Consider the following 16,551-nt stretch of genomic DNA (forward strand, 5'->3'; position numbering starts at 1 on the left):
TTGGTCAAAATAACATATGTGTGTGACAAATAAAGGGAAACATGTACAAGTTGATTTAGTAATAATGATTTAAATGTCTAGATAAGGGGATGGAGTATGATTGAATTGGAAATTAGGGTGGAGCGTCTTAGGAAAGAACAAATAGGCGATATTGTAGCGTTATCTTCTTATATTGGCTGGGATTATAACAGAGAAGAAATTGAAGCAGTTTTTAACTCAGGTATTGTATACGGCGTCTGGAATGAGAGAAAGGAACTTATTGCTAGCGCAGCAATTATATTATACGGGGAGGCGTTGGCATCTATTGGAATGGTAATTGTACATCCAGATTATAAGGGGAGAGGGATTGGAAAGATGATAACGAATTCATGTATGAATAGCGTATCAGCTCAAACTCCATGTATGCTTATTGCTACGGATGAAGGGAAGCCCTTATATGAAACATTAGGATTTAGGGTAGTAAGCTATGTTTCTAAATATATTTGTAACTCGTACAATGCGAATCATAAATGTGCAGAAAATGAAGAATATATGATGGTTTATAAAGAGAGTGATTTAGAAGGAATAATAAAAATAGATAAAGGCGCATTTGGGACAAGCCGAAACGAGTTTTTAAAACAAAGAATTATGCAAAGTGAGCAGTGTGTCGTTGTAAAGGATACGAAAGAAAATGTAGTAGGATACGGTATAAGTATACAAACGCCAGAAAATAAAATAATAGGACCAGTCGTTGCTAAAAATAATGCGATGGCGATGAGAATGGTACATGATTTAGCAAGAGGGCATAATGGAAAATTAAGAATGGATGTACCAGAAGGAAAGAACGATTTCATGAAAGAATTAGAGATTGCTGGTTTTAAAAAGGTGAATACACCACCAATTATGATGAAAAATAGTAATCGGTTAATAAAAAGAAATAGTGAACTATATAGTATTGCAGCACAAATTTTTGGATAAAGAAAGAATCCTTTTAAATGAAGGATTCTTTTTTGAGCTAATTTAATCACGATATTGGTCATGAGTTGGCTGAAAGAGGTCTTCCTCGATATCTCTCACCATAGAAAAATGATCAACGTTATAATGACCGTGTAAAGTTTTATTGTGATGAGCAATAATTTGCTCTGCAGATAATACGTTAGAATCAGTTGTGGAATGACCGTTTTTAATTAATGTAACATCAAATCCTTGTACAGTCGCAGTTCTAACTGCGGTGTCGATACAATGCTCTGTTTTACATCCACCGATAACGATATGGCCAATTTTCTCTTCTTTTAAAAGTTCAAGTAAAGAAGTGCCGTAGAATGAATTGGTTGCTGCTTTATTAATAAAGATTGCAGACTGAGGTACTTGAATTTGATTATGTACTTCAAATCCTTCTCCGCTGCCAGAAGCAACATCGATATCTCTTACGAAAACAATAAGAGCATTGGAATCTATTGCTTTCTGCATGGCTGTATTTAGTGTAGATAATAGCTCGGTTTTACGAAAAACTTCATTTTCTTGCTCATTTCCATCAATTAATTCTTGTTGAGCGTCGATAATTAATAGTGCTTGTTTCATCGTGTCTCCCCTTTAATATGAAATAAGTTCCACTGTACATATTCCTTCAGATTGTTAGGAAATCCTCCATTGCAAGCGAATTAGAAGAGCGATTTACAAAGTTGTCAAAGAAATTTCATTCTCATAGCGTGTAAAAACATGTATGATAGGAGATGGAGAATTTTTGAGTAGGTGGGAATAACATGCAAACAGTAGAAGATTATCTTTCATTCTTACATACGAAAGGATTTAAATTATCAGAGGAAGCACAAGGGTTTATTATGTTCGGACAAGGATATACTGGTGCGTCTGATGGGATTGTGAACGCAGCAATAGAAGCGACAATTAAACATCAATTGCAGTTTGATGGTAGTTATTTCGTTGCGTTATTAGAACGATTGAAAGAGGAAGAAATTACAGATAAAAAAAGCGCTAAGGCTTTTATGCGGAAGTTACAAGCATAACTTCACGCAGCCTGCGCTTCTTTTTTTGTTTTGGAAGGCCATTCAACAAAAATCATGCCCAGGAAAATACATAGACATCCGATAATAGCAGAAATAGAAAGTTGTTCATTCGCAACGAGAAAGCCTGTTAATGCAGCAAAAACGGGTTCCATTGCGAAAATAATTGCTACTCTCGTTGGAGAAGTGTGCTTTTGGGCCGATGTTTGAATGAAAAAAGCAATAGATGTTGCAAACAGGGCAGTTAGAAAGAGTGCGAATAAAAAAGATTGATTCGTCCATAGTGATACTGAAAATAATTTTTCCCAATCTTCAAACAAGAAAGCGCAAATAGAAGAAAATATACCAACAGCTAATACTTGAGATGTGCTTAATAATAAAGGTGATATTTTCTTAGAAAAGAAGCCGTTAATAAGAATATGGGCAGCGAAAGCGATTGCACAACCGAGAACAAGTATATCTCCTATATTTAATTGGAAAGAATCAGCAACTGTTAATAAGTATAAACCTGCTGTTGCTACAGCAATACCAAGTACGATAAAAATGGTAGCTTTTTGTTTTAAAAAGATAAAAGACAAAATTGGTACCATAACGATACTAAGCCCTGTTAAGAAACCTGCTTTTGAAGAAGTTGTATAAAGTAAGCCAAATGTTTGTAATACATAGCCAACACATAAAAAGAACCCAACGATTAATCCAGCGAGGCTACTCTGTTTTATATCTTGTTTTGAAGTGTTTTTTGAGAAAATCATTTGAACGAATAATAAAATAATTCCAGCGAATAAAAAGCGAATACCATTAAAGGTAAATGGACCAACGAAAGACATAGCATTTTGAACGACAACAAACGTAGCTCCCCAAATAAAAGAGACAAATAATAAAGCAAGAGGAGCAATCCAATCTTTTTTCACACTCATACCCCCGTTAATTTTGTAATATAGCTTTTCTAGCTAATTCATCAGCTACTTTATTTTGACTACTTGGAATCCACTTAATAAAAAAGAGATCGAAGTTTTTTATGTACTGTAGTGCTTCATCTAAAAGAGGTGCAAATATTTTATTTTTTGCGTATTCCTTTTCAACAGCCCGTTCGACAAGCTGGGAATCTGTACGAAAAGAGACAGTGCTATAATTATGCTCGATGCAATATTTTAATGCTAGAAGTAAAGCGCGGTATTCTGCTTCATGATTGGACATTGTTCCAAGTGGTAATGATAATTGTACAGGTGGCTGAACGCCTTTAATAAACACTCCTGCACCAGAAGGACCAGGATTTCCTTTTGATGCACCATCAATATATACTTCAATCAAAATGAGAAACCTCCAAATTATAAGGTTATCCCCTACTTAAATATTTTTTTGAAGTAGGGGATAGAGTAGTTATCCGATTGTGATGCTGTAACGACATGTAAATGTTTCATTCGCTTGTAAAGATTGAATTCCCTTTTTGTCCTTGAAATCTTTTGCTGGATTTACTTCATCAGCGATTCCATACCAAGGTTCAATACATAAGAAAGGTGCGTTATCCCCTGGTGTCCATACGCCGACAAATGGGAAGCCATCAAATTCTACTTTTACAAATTTATTATGTTTATGAGAACGAATCGAAATTTCATTCGTATTCATATTTTCAAAGATAAGCGCATCATTTTTGAATAAATCATATGTAAGTGGCAATTCAGTTGTATTTTCAGCGATTAATTGCTTTTTGTTTGAAAGGTAAGGTCCTTCTAATACGCTTGTTTCTAAGCGTTCCGAACCATTAAACGATAAGTGATAATCTGTAAATGATTCACCATCCAATAAAGGGAAGTTGAATCCAGGATGTGCCCCAATTGAGAAGAACATCTCTTTAGAAGTAGGATTGTTTACTTCATATGTTACATGAACGCTTTGTCCTTCTAGCTCATAAGAAATGAGTAATTCGAATTCGTATGGGTATTTTTTTAACGTTTCTTCATTATTAGTAACGATATAAGTGATCTTTGTTTCACTTTGTTCTTTCACAGAGAAAGTAAGAGCACGAGCGAAACCGTGTTGTGTTAATGAATATGGTCTACCGTCTACGTAGTATGTATTATCTACTAATCGGCCGACAATTGGGAACAAAATTGGTGCGCGACGTCCCCAATATGTAGAATCACCTTGCCATAAATATTCTGTGTTGTCTTCTTTTAAGCGAACGCTTTGTAATTCTGCACCTTTGTCAGAAATGGAAACGATCACTTTTTCATTTTGGATTGTTGCTATCATGAAGTGAAACCTCCTAAATCTTTCATATGTTTCATTATACGTTGTCTAAAAGAAAAAAGGTAGTTCATGATAGGAATCTATTGACGAAAGAGGGGCTACCACGTAAAATATAATCTTGTTGCTAAAAAAAGAATAACGTGGTTCGAAACCATCCCACGTAAAAAAACTAAGGAGATTTTGTCATGAATATTAGAACTTTAGTCGGCAATGGTATTTTAGCGGCATTATATATTGCTGTTTCTATGCTTATTCAGCCATTTGGCTTTACGAATGTACAATTTCGTATTTCAGAGATGTTTAATCATCTCATTGTATTTAACAAGAAAGCAATTTACGGAATTGTATTAGGTGTATTTTTAACGAATCTCTTTTTCTCACCTATGATCGCTTATGATTTAGTATTTGGAGTAGGGCAATCTATTCTTGCATTAGTTGCAACGATTATTTCTATGCGATTTATTAAAGGTGTTTGGGCTCGTATGATTTTTAATACGGTTATCTTTACGATTACAATGTTTATGATTGCAATTGAACTTCATCTTGCATTGGGTTTACCATTTATGTTGTCTTGGTTAACATGTGCAGTCGGTGAATTTGTTGTAATGGCCATTGGTATGCCTGTAATGTACTGGATTAATAAGCGAGTACAATTTGAAAGATTTATGTAATAGATGAAAGAGCTATTCCTATAGGGATAGCTCTTTTTGTATGTAATCATATTGAATATAATGCTGTGACTCTAGATAAAATATAATAAAATAAAGTGAGGCTTTCATTAGCTGGCTACATATAAGAAGTCTTATATAAGGGGAATCTAGTATGAAATATAAAATTCATTGGTTGTATAAAACGAAGCGAGGATTGCAGACGGAATTAACAACAGATTATATGAACATAGAAGAAATACTTCAATTTGCAGAGGATTTTGAGAAAACAGGAAGAGCTAAGGAACTTTTATTTTACGATGAAATGGATGCAGAATGGTCATTAAAGGAAATGAAAAAACTGAGTAAACAAGTAGAGGAAGAGCCCCAAGAAATACTCGTTTATTTTGATGGGGGGTATGATGTGCAAACGAAAGAAGCTGGCGTTGGTATATGTGTGTACTATAAAAAAGGAAATACAAACTACCGCATTCGCCGCAATGCATATATAGAAGGTATAGATGATAATAATGAAGCGGAATATGCATCACTATTATACGGTATGAATATACTCGAGGAATTAGGGATTAAATATGAAGCAGTTACACTTCGCGGAGATTCTCAAGTTGTATTGCAGCAATTGGCGGGAGAATGGCCTTGTTATGATGAGCATTTAAACCATTATTTAGATCAAATTGAACAAAAGGCGAAGCAAATGAAATTAAAACTTGTATGTGATCCGATATCTAGAAAACAAAATAAAGAAGCACATCAATTAGCAACGCAAGCATTAGAAGGGACAGTCATTGATAGTCATAAAGAAATAACCGAATAGAGAGGTGCAAAGGTGGATAAAAAGCAACTCATTACAGAGGTAAATGACTTATTAGAAACATATTGTGAAGGATGTTTCTTGCGAGAACATAATCGAAAGACAAATAGTAAATATTATGCACATTCATTTTGTATAAGACAATGTACAGTTGGAGAAACATTGAAAAAGTATGGAGAACAGTTGTCATAAAAAAACATCCAGAGAAAATTCTCTGGATGTTTTTTAGTGCTTTGCTTCGTTTAATTGCTGCTCGCATTTGCTTAGTTTCTTTTCCTCGTTCATTAAAAATGGTTCATCTAAATCTACTGCAACAGATTTCATAATTTCAAGCTGTGAGCGAGCTGCTTCTACTGCAGTAGTGGCATGCTCTAATGTGTCTGGATCCATTGAAATTGTTGCAGAACCTACCATCTTTTGTGCTGTTTCTACACGGAATTTTACTTCTTCAAAATCATTTACTTCTGATCCCATTAATAATTCCTCCTTTGTATAGTGCGCATTTTACATAGTTTTTGCTCTGTAAAACGGAAATATACAAAGGAATAACAAAGAAGGTTACCAAGTAAGGTAACCTCCTGTTATATGTTGGATTAAAGTTTTACTACGTTAGCAGCTTGAGGTCCACGGTTACCTTCAGTAATGTCGAAAGATACTTCTTGACCTTCTTCTAAAGCTTTGTAGCCGTCTCCTTGAATAGCAGAGAAATGTACGAATACATCGTCAGCGCCTTCCATTTCGATAAATCCAAAACCTTTTTCGTTGTTAAACCATTTTACTTTTCCTTGCATGTTACAATTCCTCCTAAAAGCGTTTACTATTTTCATTTAGTGAAATTCATTTAAAGAAATAATATAAACTAAAAATGCTATATTCTTGAATATTCTGCTAAATGATTAATTTAAATATACACGAATTGGGAGAATTTAGTCAAGTAAGCGGTTTTATTTTTTATATTTTTAAATAATTTTCCAATCAAATTTTTAAATAGGTATAGGACAGGCCGAGTATGTAATATTCTTAATTGAATGCTATACATAACGAGGTGAAAGAATGAATAGGTCGTACTTATTAGATAATGAAGGAATGAGAACGAGAACCGACATACCGGATTGGGTTGCAAAAGAATTTGAGATTTTTTCAAGTGTCGTGTTAGAACCAACTTTTCCATGTTATTTCGGTTTAACAGCTTTGAAAAAGAATGAACTTCGTTATTCATTTCTTTCTCATAATGATTGGAGTCATTTGCCGCATACAATGTTATCTTTTTTAGAGTTAATGAAAGAGAGGCCGATTGTAAGAAGGGGCTTTTTCCTTTTTGTAGAACCGGAATGTGAAGAACGATCACTCGAATATTACCGTGATTCCTTTTGGAAAGTGTTACAGTATTTACATGAAAACGATAATCAAGCATGGCCAAAGCAAATTCCTGAAGATCCAGACCATTATTTATGGGAATTTTCATTTTGTGGTGAGCCAATATTCGCATTTGGAAACGCGCCAGCTTATAAACAGCGAAAAACTAGACATTTAGGGAATTCTCTCGTTATTGGGTTTCAGCCACGCACTATTTTTGATGGATTAGAGGGGGATCGTCCTAAAGGAGCATATTCAAGACAAATGGTCCGTGAGCGAGTTGAAAAGTGGGATCAATTGCCGAAACATCCTAACATTAGTCATTATGGTGACCCAGAGCATCGTGAATGGAAACAATATTTTATAGGAGACGATGTAGAACCAATAAAAGGGAAATGTCCTTTTCTTCATAGGATAGAAAAGTAAGAGCCATCACCTAGATGGCTCTTTTGTATATTTTGGATAAAAAAGGGTATTTTATTATGAAAGCTAGTCTATTTTTTCAAATTACATCATTAACTAGTAGTAAAGAGAGTAGAAAGGATAGAGCGATGATTGGAGCAATTATTCAGCAAATCGTATTAGGTATTTCATTAGCTGCGCCAGTAGGGCCGATTAATATTGAAATGTTAAAACGAGGAATTGAACGTGGGTTTTGGCATGCTTGGGTTGTTGGAATTGGTGGAATGACTGCAGATGTTTTATTTATGCTTCTCATTTATTTCGGTTTATCTTCTGTGTTTATGTATACATATGTACAAGCCTTCATGTATTGCACGGGTTTTTTCTTGTTATTTTATTTAGGATTTCAAAGTGTAAAACAAGGAATTTCCCACTCAAACATGGAATATAAAAAAGAAGAGGTAGGTGGTCTTAAGCAATCGTTTATGGCAGGATTTTTAATTGCGATATCCAATCCATTAAATCTTGTTTTTTGGTTTGGTATATACGGAAGTACACTTAGCTCATTACTTACGAAGGTAACGAAACAAGAAGCTTTTTTGTACAGTCTTTGCATTATTGCAGGTATTATTTTATGGAATTTAAATATTGCTTTTTCTGTACATTTTGGAAGAACTTTATTAAAACCAAAAGCGCTTGGCTACATAACAGCCGGAGCAGGTATTATTTTAGTAGGTTACTCTATACATTTTGCATACAAAGCTTTACAGTTGTTCACATAAGATTGAAGGGGAGATTTTTATGTATCGAACCAATATTGACGGAAAAGAAATTATAATTACGTTAGCGCCAAAAATCCGAAAAGAAATTACTGATAGAAATCCACTATATGAAGCAGTATTTCATAATGCTGCAAGATTGCTACAAACAAAGCAACCGACGTTTGCAGTAAATCATCAAATATTTGGTCTCATTATTGGAGAAGTGCAAAGAGGAGAAGTAACAGTGTTTGCAGTGGAACATATTATTCCAAAGCAAAATATATTTGGACCAAACAATTTTTTCTCGACAATAGAACAGCAGGCAAATTTGTAAAGTGAATAGAATAAGAATAGAAAAGAAATAGTCGTAACGATATGTTGCGGCTGTTTTTTTGGAAAAGGGGGAAACAAGATGAAGAAAGTGGGGAAAGAGTTCTTTTTACAATATGATATCGTCATTATGTATAGCATTCTATTTATTTTCATTATTATTTTAAAAATGCAATTTTTAACGTGGTTTGGTATGTTAGCATGTATGTTTGGAATTGTTTTCTATACACTGAATGAATATATGACACATCGTTTTTTATTCCATATAAAGCCACCTAAAAACACATTTCTATTAAAAATGTTAAGAAGATTACATTATGATCACCACGTATATCCAGATGATTTAAAACTTTTGTTTTTACCTGTATGGTTTAGTATACCTAGTTTTACTATATATTTACTTATAGCATATGGTATTACAAAAAGTCTTACTATTACACTTTCATTTGGAATCGGAATGATTATTATGCTGCTCGTTTACGAATGGAAACATTATATTGCCCATAGACCGATTCGTCCCGTCACTAAGTTTGGAAGATGGCTAAAAAAACAACATATATTACACCATTATAAAAACGAAAAGTTTTGGTTCGGTGTTTCAAATCCAGTATTCGATTTTATATTTGGAACACTTAAAGACGGAAAAGAGGTTGAGTTAAGCGAAACAGCTCGTAATTTAGAAAAGGAAAAAAAGACAAAAGTAGTGCGTTAAGCACTGCTTTTGTCTTAATGAGGAAAAAATAAGTAAGGTGTCACTTTATGTTGAAAAAGTATATTAAAAATTTAGGGGAAATTGCCGAAAAATGTCTATCAAAAAATCTTTGCATGAATGCACGGATTGTCTACAATAAGTATAAGTTTCTGAATATTTATAAAATTTAGTCTTTAGGTATGCAAGGGGGAATTGCATTTCAAGTAAGAGAGGGGATCGGTTAATGAAACGAGATGATACGTCAGCACGTAAGTTGCAAAATGAGGTGAATTATACAGAGGTCGTTCAGTCGGAAGAATTTCAATTGTTATTAAATACGAAAAAGAAGTTTATCATTCCAATGAGTATTTTCTTTTTTAGTTTTTTTATCGCATTACCTATTTTAACATCGTATTCAAAGGTGCTCAATACACCTGCATTTGGTGACGTTACATGGGCGTGGGTATTTGCTTTTTCCCAATTTATCATGACATGGGCACTATGTATGATTTATAGCAAAAAAGCAGAATCATTTGATGAAATCTCCCGAAAAATTCTGCAAGATATGCAAAAAGGGAGGGGCTGAACTTGAATACTACTGCGTTTGCACTATTTTTAATTATTGTTCTTGGTACGCTTGTCATAACCTATTTTGCATCGAAAAAAACGAAAAATGCGAGTGAATTTTATACGGCTGGAGGGGGATTAACTGGTTGGCAAAATGGTCTGGCCATTGCTGGAGATTATATGTCTGCTGCTTCATTTCTTGGTATAGCCGGAGCAATCGCATTAACTGGGTTTGATGGATTCTTTTATAGTATCGGTTTTTTAGTTGCTTATTTAGTTGTACTATATCTTGTTGCAGAACCGCTTAGAAATTTAGGAAAGTACACTTTGGCGGATATGATTGCAGCACGCTTTGATGCGAAAAAAGTTCGCGGAGTCGCAGCTCTTAATACGATGACGATTTCTATCTTTTATATGATTGCACAATTAGTTGGCGCGGGTGCACTTATTAAATTATTATTAGGAATTGAATATACGACATCTGTATTAATCGTTGGAACACTTATGACGGTGTATGTTATTTTTGGTGGTATGACAGCAACGAGCTGGGTACAAATTGTAAAGGCTGTATTACTTATGGCTGGTACGTTTATTATTTCTGTTATCGTTTTCGCAAAATTCAACTTCAGCGTGACTGAAATGTTCGCTCAAATGAAAACAGCTACACCATTAAAAGATTCATTTTTAAATCCAGGTGTAAAGTATAAGGATGGTCTTGATACACTTTCTTTAAATTTAGGACTAGTACTTGGTACAGCTGGATTACCACATATACTTGTCCGCTTTTTTACAGTACGTGATGCAAAAACTGCACGTCAATCTGTCGTATATGCGACGTGGTTAATTGGTGCATTTTATATTATGACGATTTTCTTAGGATTTGGTGCGGCGGCTTTTGTAGGAAATGAAGCGATTATTAAAGCGAACCCAGCTGGTAATATGGCGGCACCTTTATTAGCAAAAGCGTTAGGTGGAGATTTCTTATTTGCTTTCGTATCAGCAATTGCTTTTGCGACGATTTTGGCTGTAGTGGCAGGTCTTGTATTAACAGCAGCATCAGCATTTGCACATGATTTTTATAATGAGATCATTCGCAAAGGGAAATCAACGGAAAAAGAGCAAGTATCCATGGCTCGTTATGCATCTATTGGAGTAGCGATACTATCTATTATACTTGCATTATTTGCCCAAACATTAAACGTAGCATTTTTAGTGTCTTTAGCATTTGCAGTTGCAGCGAGTGCAAATCTACCAGTGATTTTATTTACAATATATTGGAAGCGTTTTAATACAACGGGTGCTATTTCCGGTATGATTGTAGGGCTCGTATCAGCAATTGTTCTCGTAGCGTTGAGTCCGAATGTTTGGAACCCTGTAGCTGGAAAAGCTATTTTTGTTGGGGAAGCGATATTCCCATATACGACACCAGGAATTATTTCAATTCCGCTCGGATTTCTTGCAGCATATTTAGGAACTGTTTTATCTAGTAAGAAAGAAGATGCAGCGAAATTTGATGAAATTCTTGTGAAATCTAATACTGGTCACGGTATTAGTGATGCGTCTTCACATTAAATAAAAGAGGAGCTTTTCGATAGATAAGAAAAGCTCTTTTTTCTTTTGTCATTTTCTTGTAAATATTACTGATTTGTAAGTAGGATTTGTCTTAATTTTGTGGAATGAAAATAGCAGGGAGAAATTTAAGTCATCATGGCACCAGCGCAGCTTTTTTGAAAAATAAGTTGTTATGGAAGGTGGAAGTAATGATGAAAACGAAGCAAACTGATGAATTATTAGCAAAAGATGAGCAATATGTTTGGCACGGAATGCGTCCCTTTAGTCCAAATAGTACAATGGTAGGGGCAAAAGCTGAAGGGTGCTGGGTTGAAGATATACAAGGAAAAAGATATTTAGATGGTATGAGTGGTCTTTGGTGTGTGAATAGTGGATATGGAAGAAAGGAGCTCGCAGAAGCGGCTTATAAGCAATTACAAACATTATCATACTTTCCGATGTCACAATCTCATGAATCAGCTATAAAGCTTGCTGAAAAGTTAAATGAGTGGCTTGGGGGAGAGTATGTTATTTTCTTCTCAAATAGTGGTTCAGAAGCGAACGAAACAGCTTTTAAAATAGTGAGGCAATACTATGCTCAAAAAGGTGAACCACATCGTTATAAATTTATGTCACGTTATCGCGGGTATCACGGGAATACAATGGCGACAATGGCAGCAACGGGACAAGCGCAGCGTAGATATCAATATGAGCCGTTTGCTTCAGGATTTTTACATGTAACACCACCGGATTGTTACCGTATGCCTGAGATTGAAGGGCAGCATATTTATGATGTAGAATGTGTGAAAGAAGTCGATCGTGTTATGACGTGGGAATTAAGTGAAACAATTGCCGCCTTTATTATGGAACCAATTATCACAGGCGGTGGCATATTAATGCCACCACAAGACTATATGAAAGCTGTTCATGAGACGTGTCAAAAACACGGTGCCTTGCTTATTAGTGACGAAGTGATTTGCGGTTTCGGGCGTACAGGAAAAGCATTTGGATTTATGAATTATGATGTGAAGCCAGATATTATTACAATGGCAAAAGGCATTACGAGCGCATATTTACCATTATCTGCAACGGCTGTGAAAAAAGAAATATATGAGGCTTTTAAAGGTAAAGGAGAATATGAATTTTTCCGCCATATTAATACATTTGGTGGAAATCCAGCAGCTTGTGCATTAGCACTTAAAAATTTAGAGATTATGGAAAATGAAAATTTGATCGAGCGATCTGCACAAATGGGCTCCCTTTTATTAGAGCAACTAAAAGATGAAATTGGAGAACATCCGCTTGTTGGGAATATTAGAGGAAAAGGTCTATTAGTTGGAATCGAACTAGTAAATGATAAAGAGACGAAAGAGCCAATTGATAACGAAAAAATTGCAAGTGTCGTAAATGCTTGTAAAGAAAAGGGCTTAATTATAGGACGCAACGGTATGACAACAGCAGGATATAATAACGTCTTAACATTAGCACCGCCGCTTATTATTTCAAGTGAAGAAATTGCCTTTGTTGTTGGAACGTTGAAGACGGCGATGGAACGTATTTAATAAATAGAGAGAGGAGCGAGCTGTAATATAAGGCTCGCTTTTGTTTAGTAGGAGGGGACTTTTAATGGAGAAATATGATCCGAACAAACATTATCACATCGGATATTATGAAGATGGATATGATTTAGAAGTGACGGCGTACAAAAGAATAAATGAACCAGTTTGGGATGCTTATCTTCCGCACTATGAGGTAGACGGTTTTTATAAGAAAGTGGAGGAAATGAAACTAGGCGAATATATAGATGATTATGGCATTAAGGTGTATTCATTTAGTAATGATATCGATGATGAAGAAGCACGAATTATTTTTGAAAAATGGTTAAAAAAGAACGAGATTGTTTAAGGGTAAAACAAAAAGGAGATTGCTATTTTATAAGATAGCAATCTCCTTTTATTATAGTAAACTTATTTACTTGCTTTCATTCATTGCTTTATCTTTAGCACCAAAAGTATATTTTAACATTGGTGGTGTAATCATTGTAGTTAAAATAACGACAATAACGATTGCTGTAAAGTAATCTTGTGCTAATAGACCTGAAGAGAGTCCTGTTCCTGCGATGATAAGTGCAACTTCACCACGAGAAACCATACCAGAACCGATAATTGCAGAAGACTTTGCATCAAATCCAGTCATGCGTGCACCAACACCACAACCAATTAGTTTTGTTAATACAGCGATTACTGTTAATGCTAGGATGAACCAAATTTGATTGCCAATACCGTCAAATGTAATATTCATACCGATACTAACGAAGAATACTGGAACGAACATAGCGTAAGCAATTGGTTCTACTTTCTTTTCTACTTCATGTTTGTAGTTTGTTTGAGAAATTGCAATACCAGCAGCGAAAGCACCGATAATACCAGCAATTCCTAATAATTCGCCGAAATATGCGAATGAGAAACAGATGATAAGAGCTGCGCTCACGATAGACTCAGATACGCGTAGTGGTGATAACCAACGCATAATCACTGGTACACCTTTCCATCCAATTAAAATAATAGAAGCGAAGAATACTACTTTCTTCAAGATAATCATTGTTAAGTTAACATCATCAGTGCCTAAGAAGCTCATTGCGAATGCTAATAAAATAACAACAAGAATATCATCAAATACAGCGGCTCCAAGCATCGTCGTACTCTCACGTGTTTTCATTTTACCTAAATCACGAAGTGTTTGAACGGAAATACTAACACTTGTCGCGCACAGAAGTAACCCTAAGAATACAGCGTTTCCTTGTTCCATTCCCATAACAAGACCGGAAACGTAACCACCTACGAATGGAAGAATGATACCCCCGAGTGCAACTGCTAAAGAAGAATTGCGATTTGCGTTTAATTCATCTAAGTCTGTTTCAAGTCCTGCCATAAACATTAAAAGAATAACACCGACATTACTTAATTGTGTTAGAAGCTCTGAATTTTCAATCCAACCTAATATAGCTGGGCCGATAACGATACCGACAATTAATTTACCTAGCACAGAAGGTTGACCTAATCTAACACTAAGATCACCAGCAAGCTTTGTACTTAATAAAATAAGTGCAATTTGAAAGAAAAATTCGAATTCCATCTGATCCTCTCCTCATCATTTTTAGTTTTATCATACGATTTCTCGGAATTTGCCTAATGAAAATATGTAAAACCCATTAAACAAAAGGGTCTGATTACAAGTTCTTTTGAACTCGTAATTTGAACCTGTAATTAATATATAATAGATTTTATAAAAAATCAATGAAAAAATGGGAGCTTTTTGGGGAAGAAGCTGTCTTATTGAGATATAGGTGTAAGAGTAGCGTGTGAATTTTATATGTATAAAATAGTATGAAGTCCTTTTTCATTACAAATAATAAAGCCTAAATGCTATTTCACGAATTATAAATGTGAAAAGGAGGTTTTATCATTTGAATTCATTAAAAAATAACTTGTCTATTGTTGCTTTAGGTGGAGTAAATGAAATAGGAAAAAATATGTATGCTATCCAATATGAAAATGATATTGTCGTCATTGATTGTGGGTCTAAATTTCCAGATGAAAGTTTATTAGGGATTGATTTAATAATTCCAGACGTCACATATTTGCAAGAAAATAAAGAAAAAATTCGCGGTTTAGTAGTAACGCACGGGCATGAGGACCATATTGGCGGAATACCATATTTTTTAAAACAACTAAATGTACCAATCTATGCAACAAAGTTAACGTTAGGTTTAATTGAAATTAAATTAAAGGAACACAATCTTCAAAATGATACGGAATTAATCGTTATTCATTCAGAATCAGAAATTGATTGTGGTTCTATTAAGGCAACCTTTTTTAAAACGAACCACAGTATTCCAGATTGTCTCGGTATTGTTTTTCATACACCAGAAGGTACTGTAGTACATACAGGTGATTTTAAATTTGATTTAACACCAGTAAACAATCAACATCCTGATATTCATAAAATGGCTAAAATAGGAAGTGAAGGTGTACTAGCTTTATTATCTGAAAGCACAAATGCAGAACGCCCAGGTTTTACTCCATCAGAAAGGTCAGTAGGAGAACGGATAGAGGAAATATTTATGAAAGCAAATAGAAAAGTAATTATTTCTACGTTTGCTTCTAATGTGAATCGTGTTCAGCAAATAGTTGAAGCATGTATAAAAACAAATCGAAAACTAGCTTTGCTAGGGAGAAGTATGGTAAATGTAGTAGAGGTTGCTCTAGAGAAAGGTTATTTACATATTCCAGAAGGTATGTTAATTGAAGCAAATGAGGTAAATCGTTTAGATCCAAAGCAGGTTGCATTACTTTGTACAGGAAGTCAAGGAGAACCAATGGCAGCTTTAGCGCGTTTAGCTAGTGGAAACTATAGACAAGTGGATATTTTACCAGAAGATACGGTTATTATAGCCGCGACCCCTATCCCAGGAAATGAACGTAACGTTTCTCGAATTATCGATAATTTATTTGCATTAGGAGCAAAGGTGATTTACGGATCAGGTAGTTCTACTGGAGTGCATGTATCCGGTCATGCATATCAAGAAGAGTTGAAGTTAATGCTTACATTAATGAAGCCAAAATATTTTATTCCAATTCATGGAGAGTTTAGAATGCTACATCACCATAGTTTGTTAGCAGAATCAATTGGTATTGAAAAGGAAAATATCTTTATCGTACGTAATGGAGATGTTGTAGATATAAGTAATGAAGTGGCAATTCAATCTAGAAGAATACAGGCAGGAAATATATATGTAGATGGATTAGGAATTGGAGATGTTGGAAATGCATTATTACGTGATCGTAAACAACTTTCAGAAGATGGAATGCTCGTTATAGTTATTACTTTTAATAAAGTGGATGGAGAAATAATTTCAGGTCCTGATATTATTTCTCGTGGATTTGTCTATGTTCGTGATTCAGAAGAATTTTTAAGAGAATTAAATAAATTAGCTGTTATTACAATTAATAATTTAAAGAAAGAGAATGTGAATAGCTGGGGTATTTTGAAAAGGGAGGTAAGAGAAGCGTTAGGGAGGTATATATATACAAATACAAAACGAAAGCCGATGATTCTTCCTATAATAATAGAGGTTTAATAGTAAAAAAAGAATTCTCGTATG

Annotated in this window: 21 protein-coding genes and 1 riboswitch; of the genes, 14 read left to right on the forward strand and 7 right to left on the reverse strand. The window is 34.7% G+C overall.

Translation table 11 applies throughout. The annotated features are described in order from the left end of the window. Window positions 1-96 precede the first annotated feature (96 nt). Window positions 97-957 (forward strand): GNAT family N-acetyltransferase, encoded by an 861-nt coding sequence (locus tag DOS87_RS08185; RefSeq protein ID WP_000571020.1) that lies wholly within the window; start codon window positions 97-99, stop codon window positions 955-957. Window positions 958-999: 42 nt separating this feature from the next. Here the strand turns inward: DOS87_RS08185 and DOS87_RS08190 are convergent, their stop codons facing one another. Next, entirely contained in the window at window positions 1,000-1,560 is a 561-nt protein-coding gene (locus DOS87_RS08190; protein WP_000806325.1) for a cysteine hydrolase family protein, read from the reverse strand. A 182-nt stretch (window positions 1,561-1,742) separates the two neighbouring features. On the opposite strand from DOS87_RS08190, the gene DOS87_RS08195 reads away from it, so the two are divergent. Continuing rightward, a complete protein-coding gene (locus DOS87_RS08195) occupies window positions 1,743-2,003 on the forward strand; it encodes a DUF6123 family protein (protein WP_001195212.1) in 261 nt (86 codons plus the stop codon). Between the two features lie 2 nt (window positions 2,004-2,005). Here the strand turns inward: DOS87_RS08195 and DOS87_RS08200 are convergent, their stop codons facing one another. The 3 genes from DOS87_RS08200 to DOS87_RS08210 all read right to left on the reverse strand — a co-directional run bounded on the left by DOS87_RS08200 (window position 2,006) and on the right by DOS87_RS08210 (window position 4,253). Then, the gene (locus DOS87_RS08200) at window positions 2,006-2,911 is read right to left on the reverse strand and encodes a DMT family transporter (RefSeq protein WP_063675165.1); all 906 of its coding nucleotides are present in this window, start codon (window positions 2,909-2,911) and stop codon (window positions 2,006-2,008) included. Window positions 2,912-2,924: 13 nt separating this feature from the next. Then, on the reverse strand, window positions 2,925-3,311 hold the full coding sequence (locus DOS87_RS08205; RefSeq protein WP_000573877.1) for a reverse transcriptase-like protein: 387 nt from the start codon (window positions 3,309-3,311) through the stop codon (window positions 2,925-2,927). A gap of 69 nt (window positions 3,312-3,380) precedes the next feature. Then, window positions 3,381-4,253 carry an aldose 1-epimerase family protein gene (locus DOS87_RS08210; protein ID WP_151618773.1) on the reverse strand — a complete coding sequence of 291 codons (873 nt, stop codon included), beginning with the start codon at window positions 4,251-4,253 and terminating at the stop codon, window positions 3,381-3,383. Between the two features lie 131 nt (window positions 4,254-4,384). Further along, a riboswitch (PreQ1 riboswitch) is annotated at window positions 4,385-4,429 on the forward strand. A gap of 6 nt (window positions 4,430-4,435) precedes the next feature. Between DOS87_RS08210 and DOS87_RS08215 the strand changes: the two genes are divergently transcribed. The 3 genes from DOS87_RS08215 to DOS87_RS08225 all read left to right on the forward strand — a co-directional run bounded on the left by DOS87_RS08215 (window position 4,436) and on the right by DOS87_RS08225 (window position 5,921). Continuing rightward, complete coding sequence (locus DOS87_RS08215) at window positions 4,436-4,921, forward strand: QueT transporter family protein (RefSeq protein WP_001026464.1); 486 nt, start codon at window positions 4,436-4,438, stop codon at window positions 4,919-4,921. A gap of 151 nt (window positions 4,922-5,072) precedes the next feature. After that, window positions 5,073-5,732, forward strand: a complete 660-nt coding sequence (locus tag DOS87_RS08220; RefSeq protein ID WP_000875533.1) for a ribonuclease H family protein — start codon at window positions 5,073-5,075, stop codon at window positions 5,730-5,732. Between the two features lie 12 nt (window positions 5,733-5,744). After that, window positions 5,745-5,921, forward strand: a complete 177-nt coding sequence (locus DOS87_RS08225) for a zinc-finger domain-containing protein (protein ID WP_000358801.1) — start codon at window positions 5,745-5,747, stop codon at window positions 5,919-5,921. 33 nt (window positions 5,922-5,954) lie between these two features. On the opposite strand, the gene DOS87_RS08230 is transcribed toward DOS87_RS08225, so the two are convergent. Then, entirely contained in the window at window positions 5,955-6,203 is a 249-nt protein-coding gene (locus DOS87_RS08230) for a DUF2564 family protein (protein ID WP_000534400.1), read from the reverse strand. A gap of 119 nt (window positions 6,204-6,322) precedes the next feature. Continuing rightward, window positions 6,323-6,520: a cold shock-like protein CspB gene (gene cspB / locus DOS87_RS08235; protein WP_001161731.1), complete on the reverse strand. Its 198-nt coding sequence runs from the start codon at window positions 6,518-6,520 to the stop codon at window positions 6,323-6,325. Between the two features lie 262 nt (window positions 6,521-6,782). On the opposite strand from cspB, the gene DOS87_RS08240 reads away from it, so the two are divergent. The 8 genes from DOS87_RS08240 to DOS87_RS08275 all read left to right on the forward strand — a co-directional run bounded on the left by DOS87_RS08240 (window position 6,783) and on the right by DOS87_RS08275 (window position 13,292). Beyond that, window positions 6,783-7,511, forward strand: coding sequence for a YqcI/YcgG family protein (locus DOS87_RS08240; RefSeq protein ID WP_001082150.1), 729 nt, complete (start codon window positions 6,783-6,785; stop codon window positions 7,509-7,511). Window positions 7,512-7,525: 14 nt separating this feature from the next. After that, entirely contained in the window at window positions 7,526-8,269 is a 744-nt protein-coding gene (locus tag DOS87_RS08245) for a LysE family transporter (RefSeq protein WP_001196842.1), read from the forward strand. A 19-nt stretch (window positions 8,270-8,288) separates the two neighbouring features. Then, entirely contained in the window at window positions 8,289-8,582 is a 294-nt protein-coding gene (locus DOS87_RS08250) for a cytoplasmic protein (RefSeq protein ID WP_151618775.1), read from the forward strand. 78 nt (window positions 8,583-8,660) lie between these two features. Further along, window positions 8,661-9,290 carry a sterol desaturase family protein gene (locus DOS87_RS08255; protein WP_000755405.1) on the forward strand — a complete coding sequence of 210 codons (630 nt, stop codon included), beginning with the start codon at window positions 8,661-8,663 and terminating at the stop codon, window positions 9,288-9,290. A gap of 223 nt (window positions 9,291-9,513) precedes the next feature. Beyond that, complete coding sequence (locus tag DOS87_RS08260; RefSeq protein ID WP_000817366.1) at window positions 9,514-9,855, forward strand: DUF485 domain-containing protein; 342 nt, start codon at window positions 9,514-9,516, stop codon at window positions 9,853-9,855. Between the two features lie 2 nt (window positions 9,856-9,857). Beyond that, the gene (locus tag DOS87_RS08265; protein ID WP_001098235.1) at window positions 9,858-11,408 is read left to right on the forward strand and encodes a solute symporter family protein; all 1,551 of its coding nucleotides are present in this window, start codon (window positions 9,858-9,860) and stop codon (window positions 11,406-11,408) included. A 191-nt stretch (window positions 11,409-11,599) separates the two neighbouring features. Then, window positions 11,600-12,949: an aspartate aminotransferase family protein gene (locus tag DOS87_RS08270; protein ID WP_151618777.1), complete on the forward strand. Its 1,350-nt coding sequence runs from the start codon at window positions 11,600-11,602 to the stop codon at window positions 12,947-12,949. A gap of 64 nt (window positions 12,950-13,013) precedes the next feature. Beyond that, the gene (locus tag DOS87_RS08275) at window positions 13,014-13,292 is read left to right on the forward strand and encodes a DUF3986 family protein (protein ID WP_000417071.1); all 279 of its coding nucleotides are present in this window, start codon (window positions 13,014-13,016) and stop codon (window positions 13,290-13,292) included. Window positions 13,293-13,358: 66 nt separating this feature from the next. Here DOS87_RS08275 and DOS87_RS08280 read toward each other — a convergent pair whose 3' ends face one another. Then, window positions 13,359-14,522 carry a cation:proton antiporter gene (locus tag DOS87_RS08280; RefSeq protein WP_000393875.1) on the reverse strand — a complete coding sequence of 388 codons (1,164 nt, stop codon included), beginning with the start codon at window positions 14,520-14,522 and terminating at the stop codon, window positions 13,359-13,361. Window positions 14,523-14,853: 331 nt separating this feature from the next. Between DOS87_RS08280 and DOS87_RS08285 the strand changes: the two genes are divergently transcribed. Next, window positions 14,854-16,527, forward strand: a complete 1,674-nt coding sequence (locus DOS87_RS08285) for a ribonuclease J (RefSeq protein ID WP_001086702.1) — start codon at window positions 14,854-14,856, stop codon at window positions 16,525-16,527. The last annotated feature ends 24 nt before the right edge of the window (window positions 16,528-16,551 follow it).

This window comes from Bacillus sp. CR71 (assembly GCF_003429245.1).
Classification (GTDB): domain Bacteria; phylum Bacillota; class Bacilli; order Bacillales; family Bacillaceae_G; genus Bacillus_A; species Bacillus_A thuringiensis_S.

Excerpts from the sequence above, each read along its gene's own strand:
- DOS87_RS08250 (WP_151618775.1), top strand. The coding sequence starts at position 8,289 with ATGTATCGAACCAATATTGACGGAAAAGAAATTATAATTACGTTAGCG.
- DOS87_RS08210 (WP_151618773.1), bottom strand. The coding sequence starts at position 4,253 with ATGATAGCAACAATCCAAAATGAAAAAGTGATCGTTTCCATTTCTGAC.
- DOS87_RS08230 (WP_000534400.1), bottom strand. The coding sequence starts at position 6,203 with ATGGGATCAGAAGTAAATGATTTTGAAGAAGTAAAATTCCGTGTAGAA.
- DOS87_RS08220 (WP_000875533.1), top strand. The coding sequence starts at position 5,073 with ATGAAATATAAAATTCATTGGTTGTATAAAACGAAGCGAGGATTGCAG.
- DOS87_RS08280 (WP_000393875.1), bottom strand. The coding sequence starts at position 14,522 with ATGGAATTCGAATTTTTCTTTCAAATTGCACTTATTTTATTAAGTACA.
- cspB (WP_001161731.1), bottom strand. The coding sequence starts at position 6,520 with ATGCAAGGAAAAGTAAAATGGTTTAACAACGAAAAAGGTTTTGGATTT.
- DOS87_RS08195 (WP_001195212.1), top strand. The coding sequence starts at position 1,743 with ATGCAAACAGTAGAAGATTATCTTTCATTCTTACATACGAAAGGATTT.
- DOS87_RS08245 (WP_001196842.1), top strand. The coding sequence starts at position 7,526 with ATGGCTCTTTTGTATATTTTGGATAAAAAAGGGTATTTTATTATGAAA.
- DOS87_RS08270 (WP_151618777.1), top strand. The coding sequence starts at position 11,600 with ATGAAAACGAAGCAAACTGATGAATTATTAGCAAAAGATGAGCAATAT.
- DOS87_RS08190 (WP_000806325.1), bottom strand. The coding sequence starts at position 1,560 with ATGAAACAAGCACTATTAATTATCGACGCTCAACAAGAATTAATTGAT.
- DOS87_RS08240 (WP_001082150.1), top strand. The coding sequence starts at position 6,783 with ATGAATAGGTCGTACTTATTAGATAATGAAGGAATGAGAACGAGAACC.
- DOS87_RS08260 (WP_000817366.1), top strand. The coding sequence starts at position 9,514 with ATGAAACGAGATGATACGTCAGCACGTAAGTTGCAAAATGAGGTGAAT.
- DOS87_RS08275 (WP_000417071.1), top strand. The coding sequence starts at position 13,014 with ATGGAGAAATATGATCCGAACAAACATTATCACATCGGATATTATGAA.
- DOS87_RS08215 (WP_001026464.1), top strand. The coding sequence starts at position 4,436 with ATGAATATTAGAACTTTAGTCGGCAATGGTATTTTAGCGGCATTATAT.
- DOS87_RS08185 (WP_000571020.1), top strand. The coding sequence starts at position 97 with ATGATTGAATTGGAAATTAGGGTGGAGCGTCTTAGGAAAGAACAAATA.
- DOS87_RS08255 (WP_000755405.1), top strand. The coding sequence starts at position 8,661 with ATGAAGAAAGTGGGGAAAGAGTTCTTTTTACAATATGATATCGTCATT.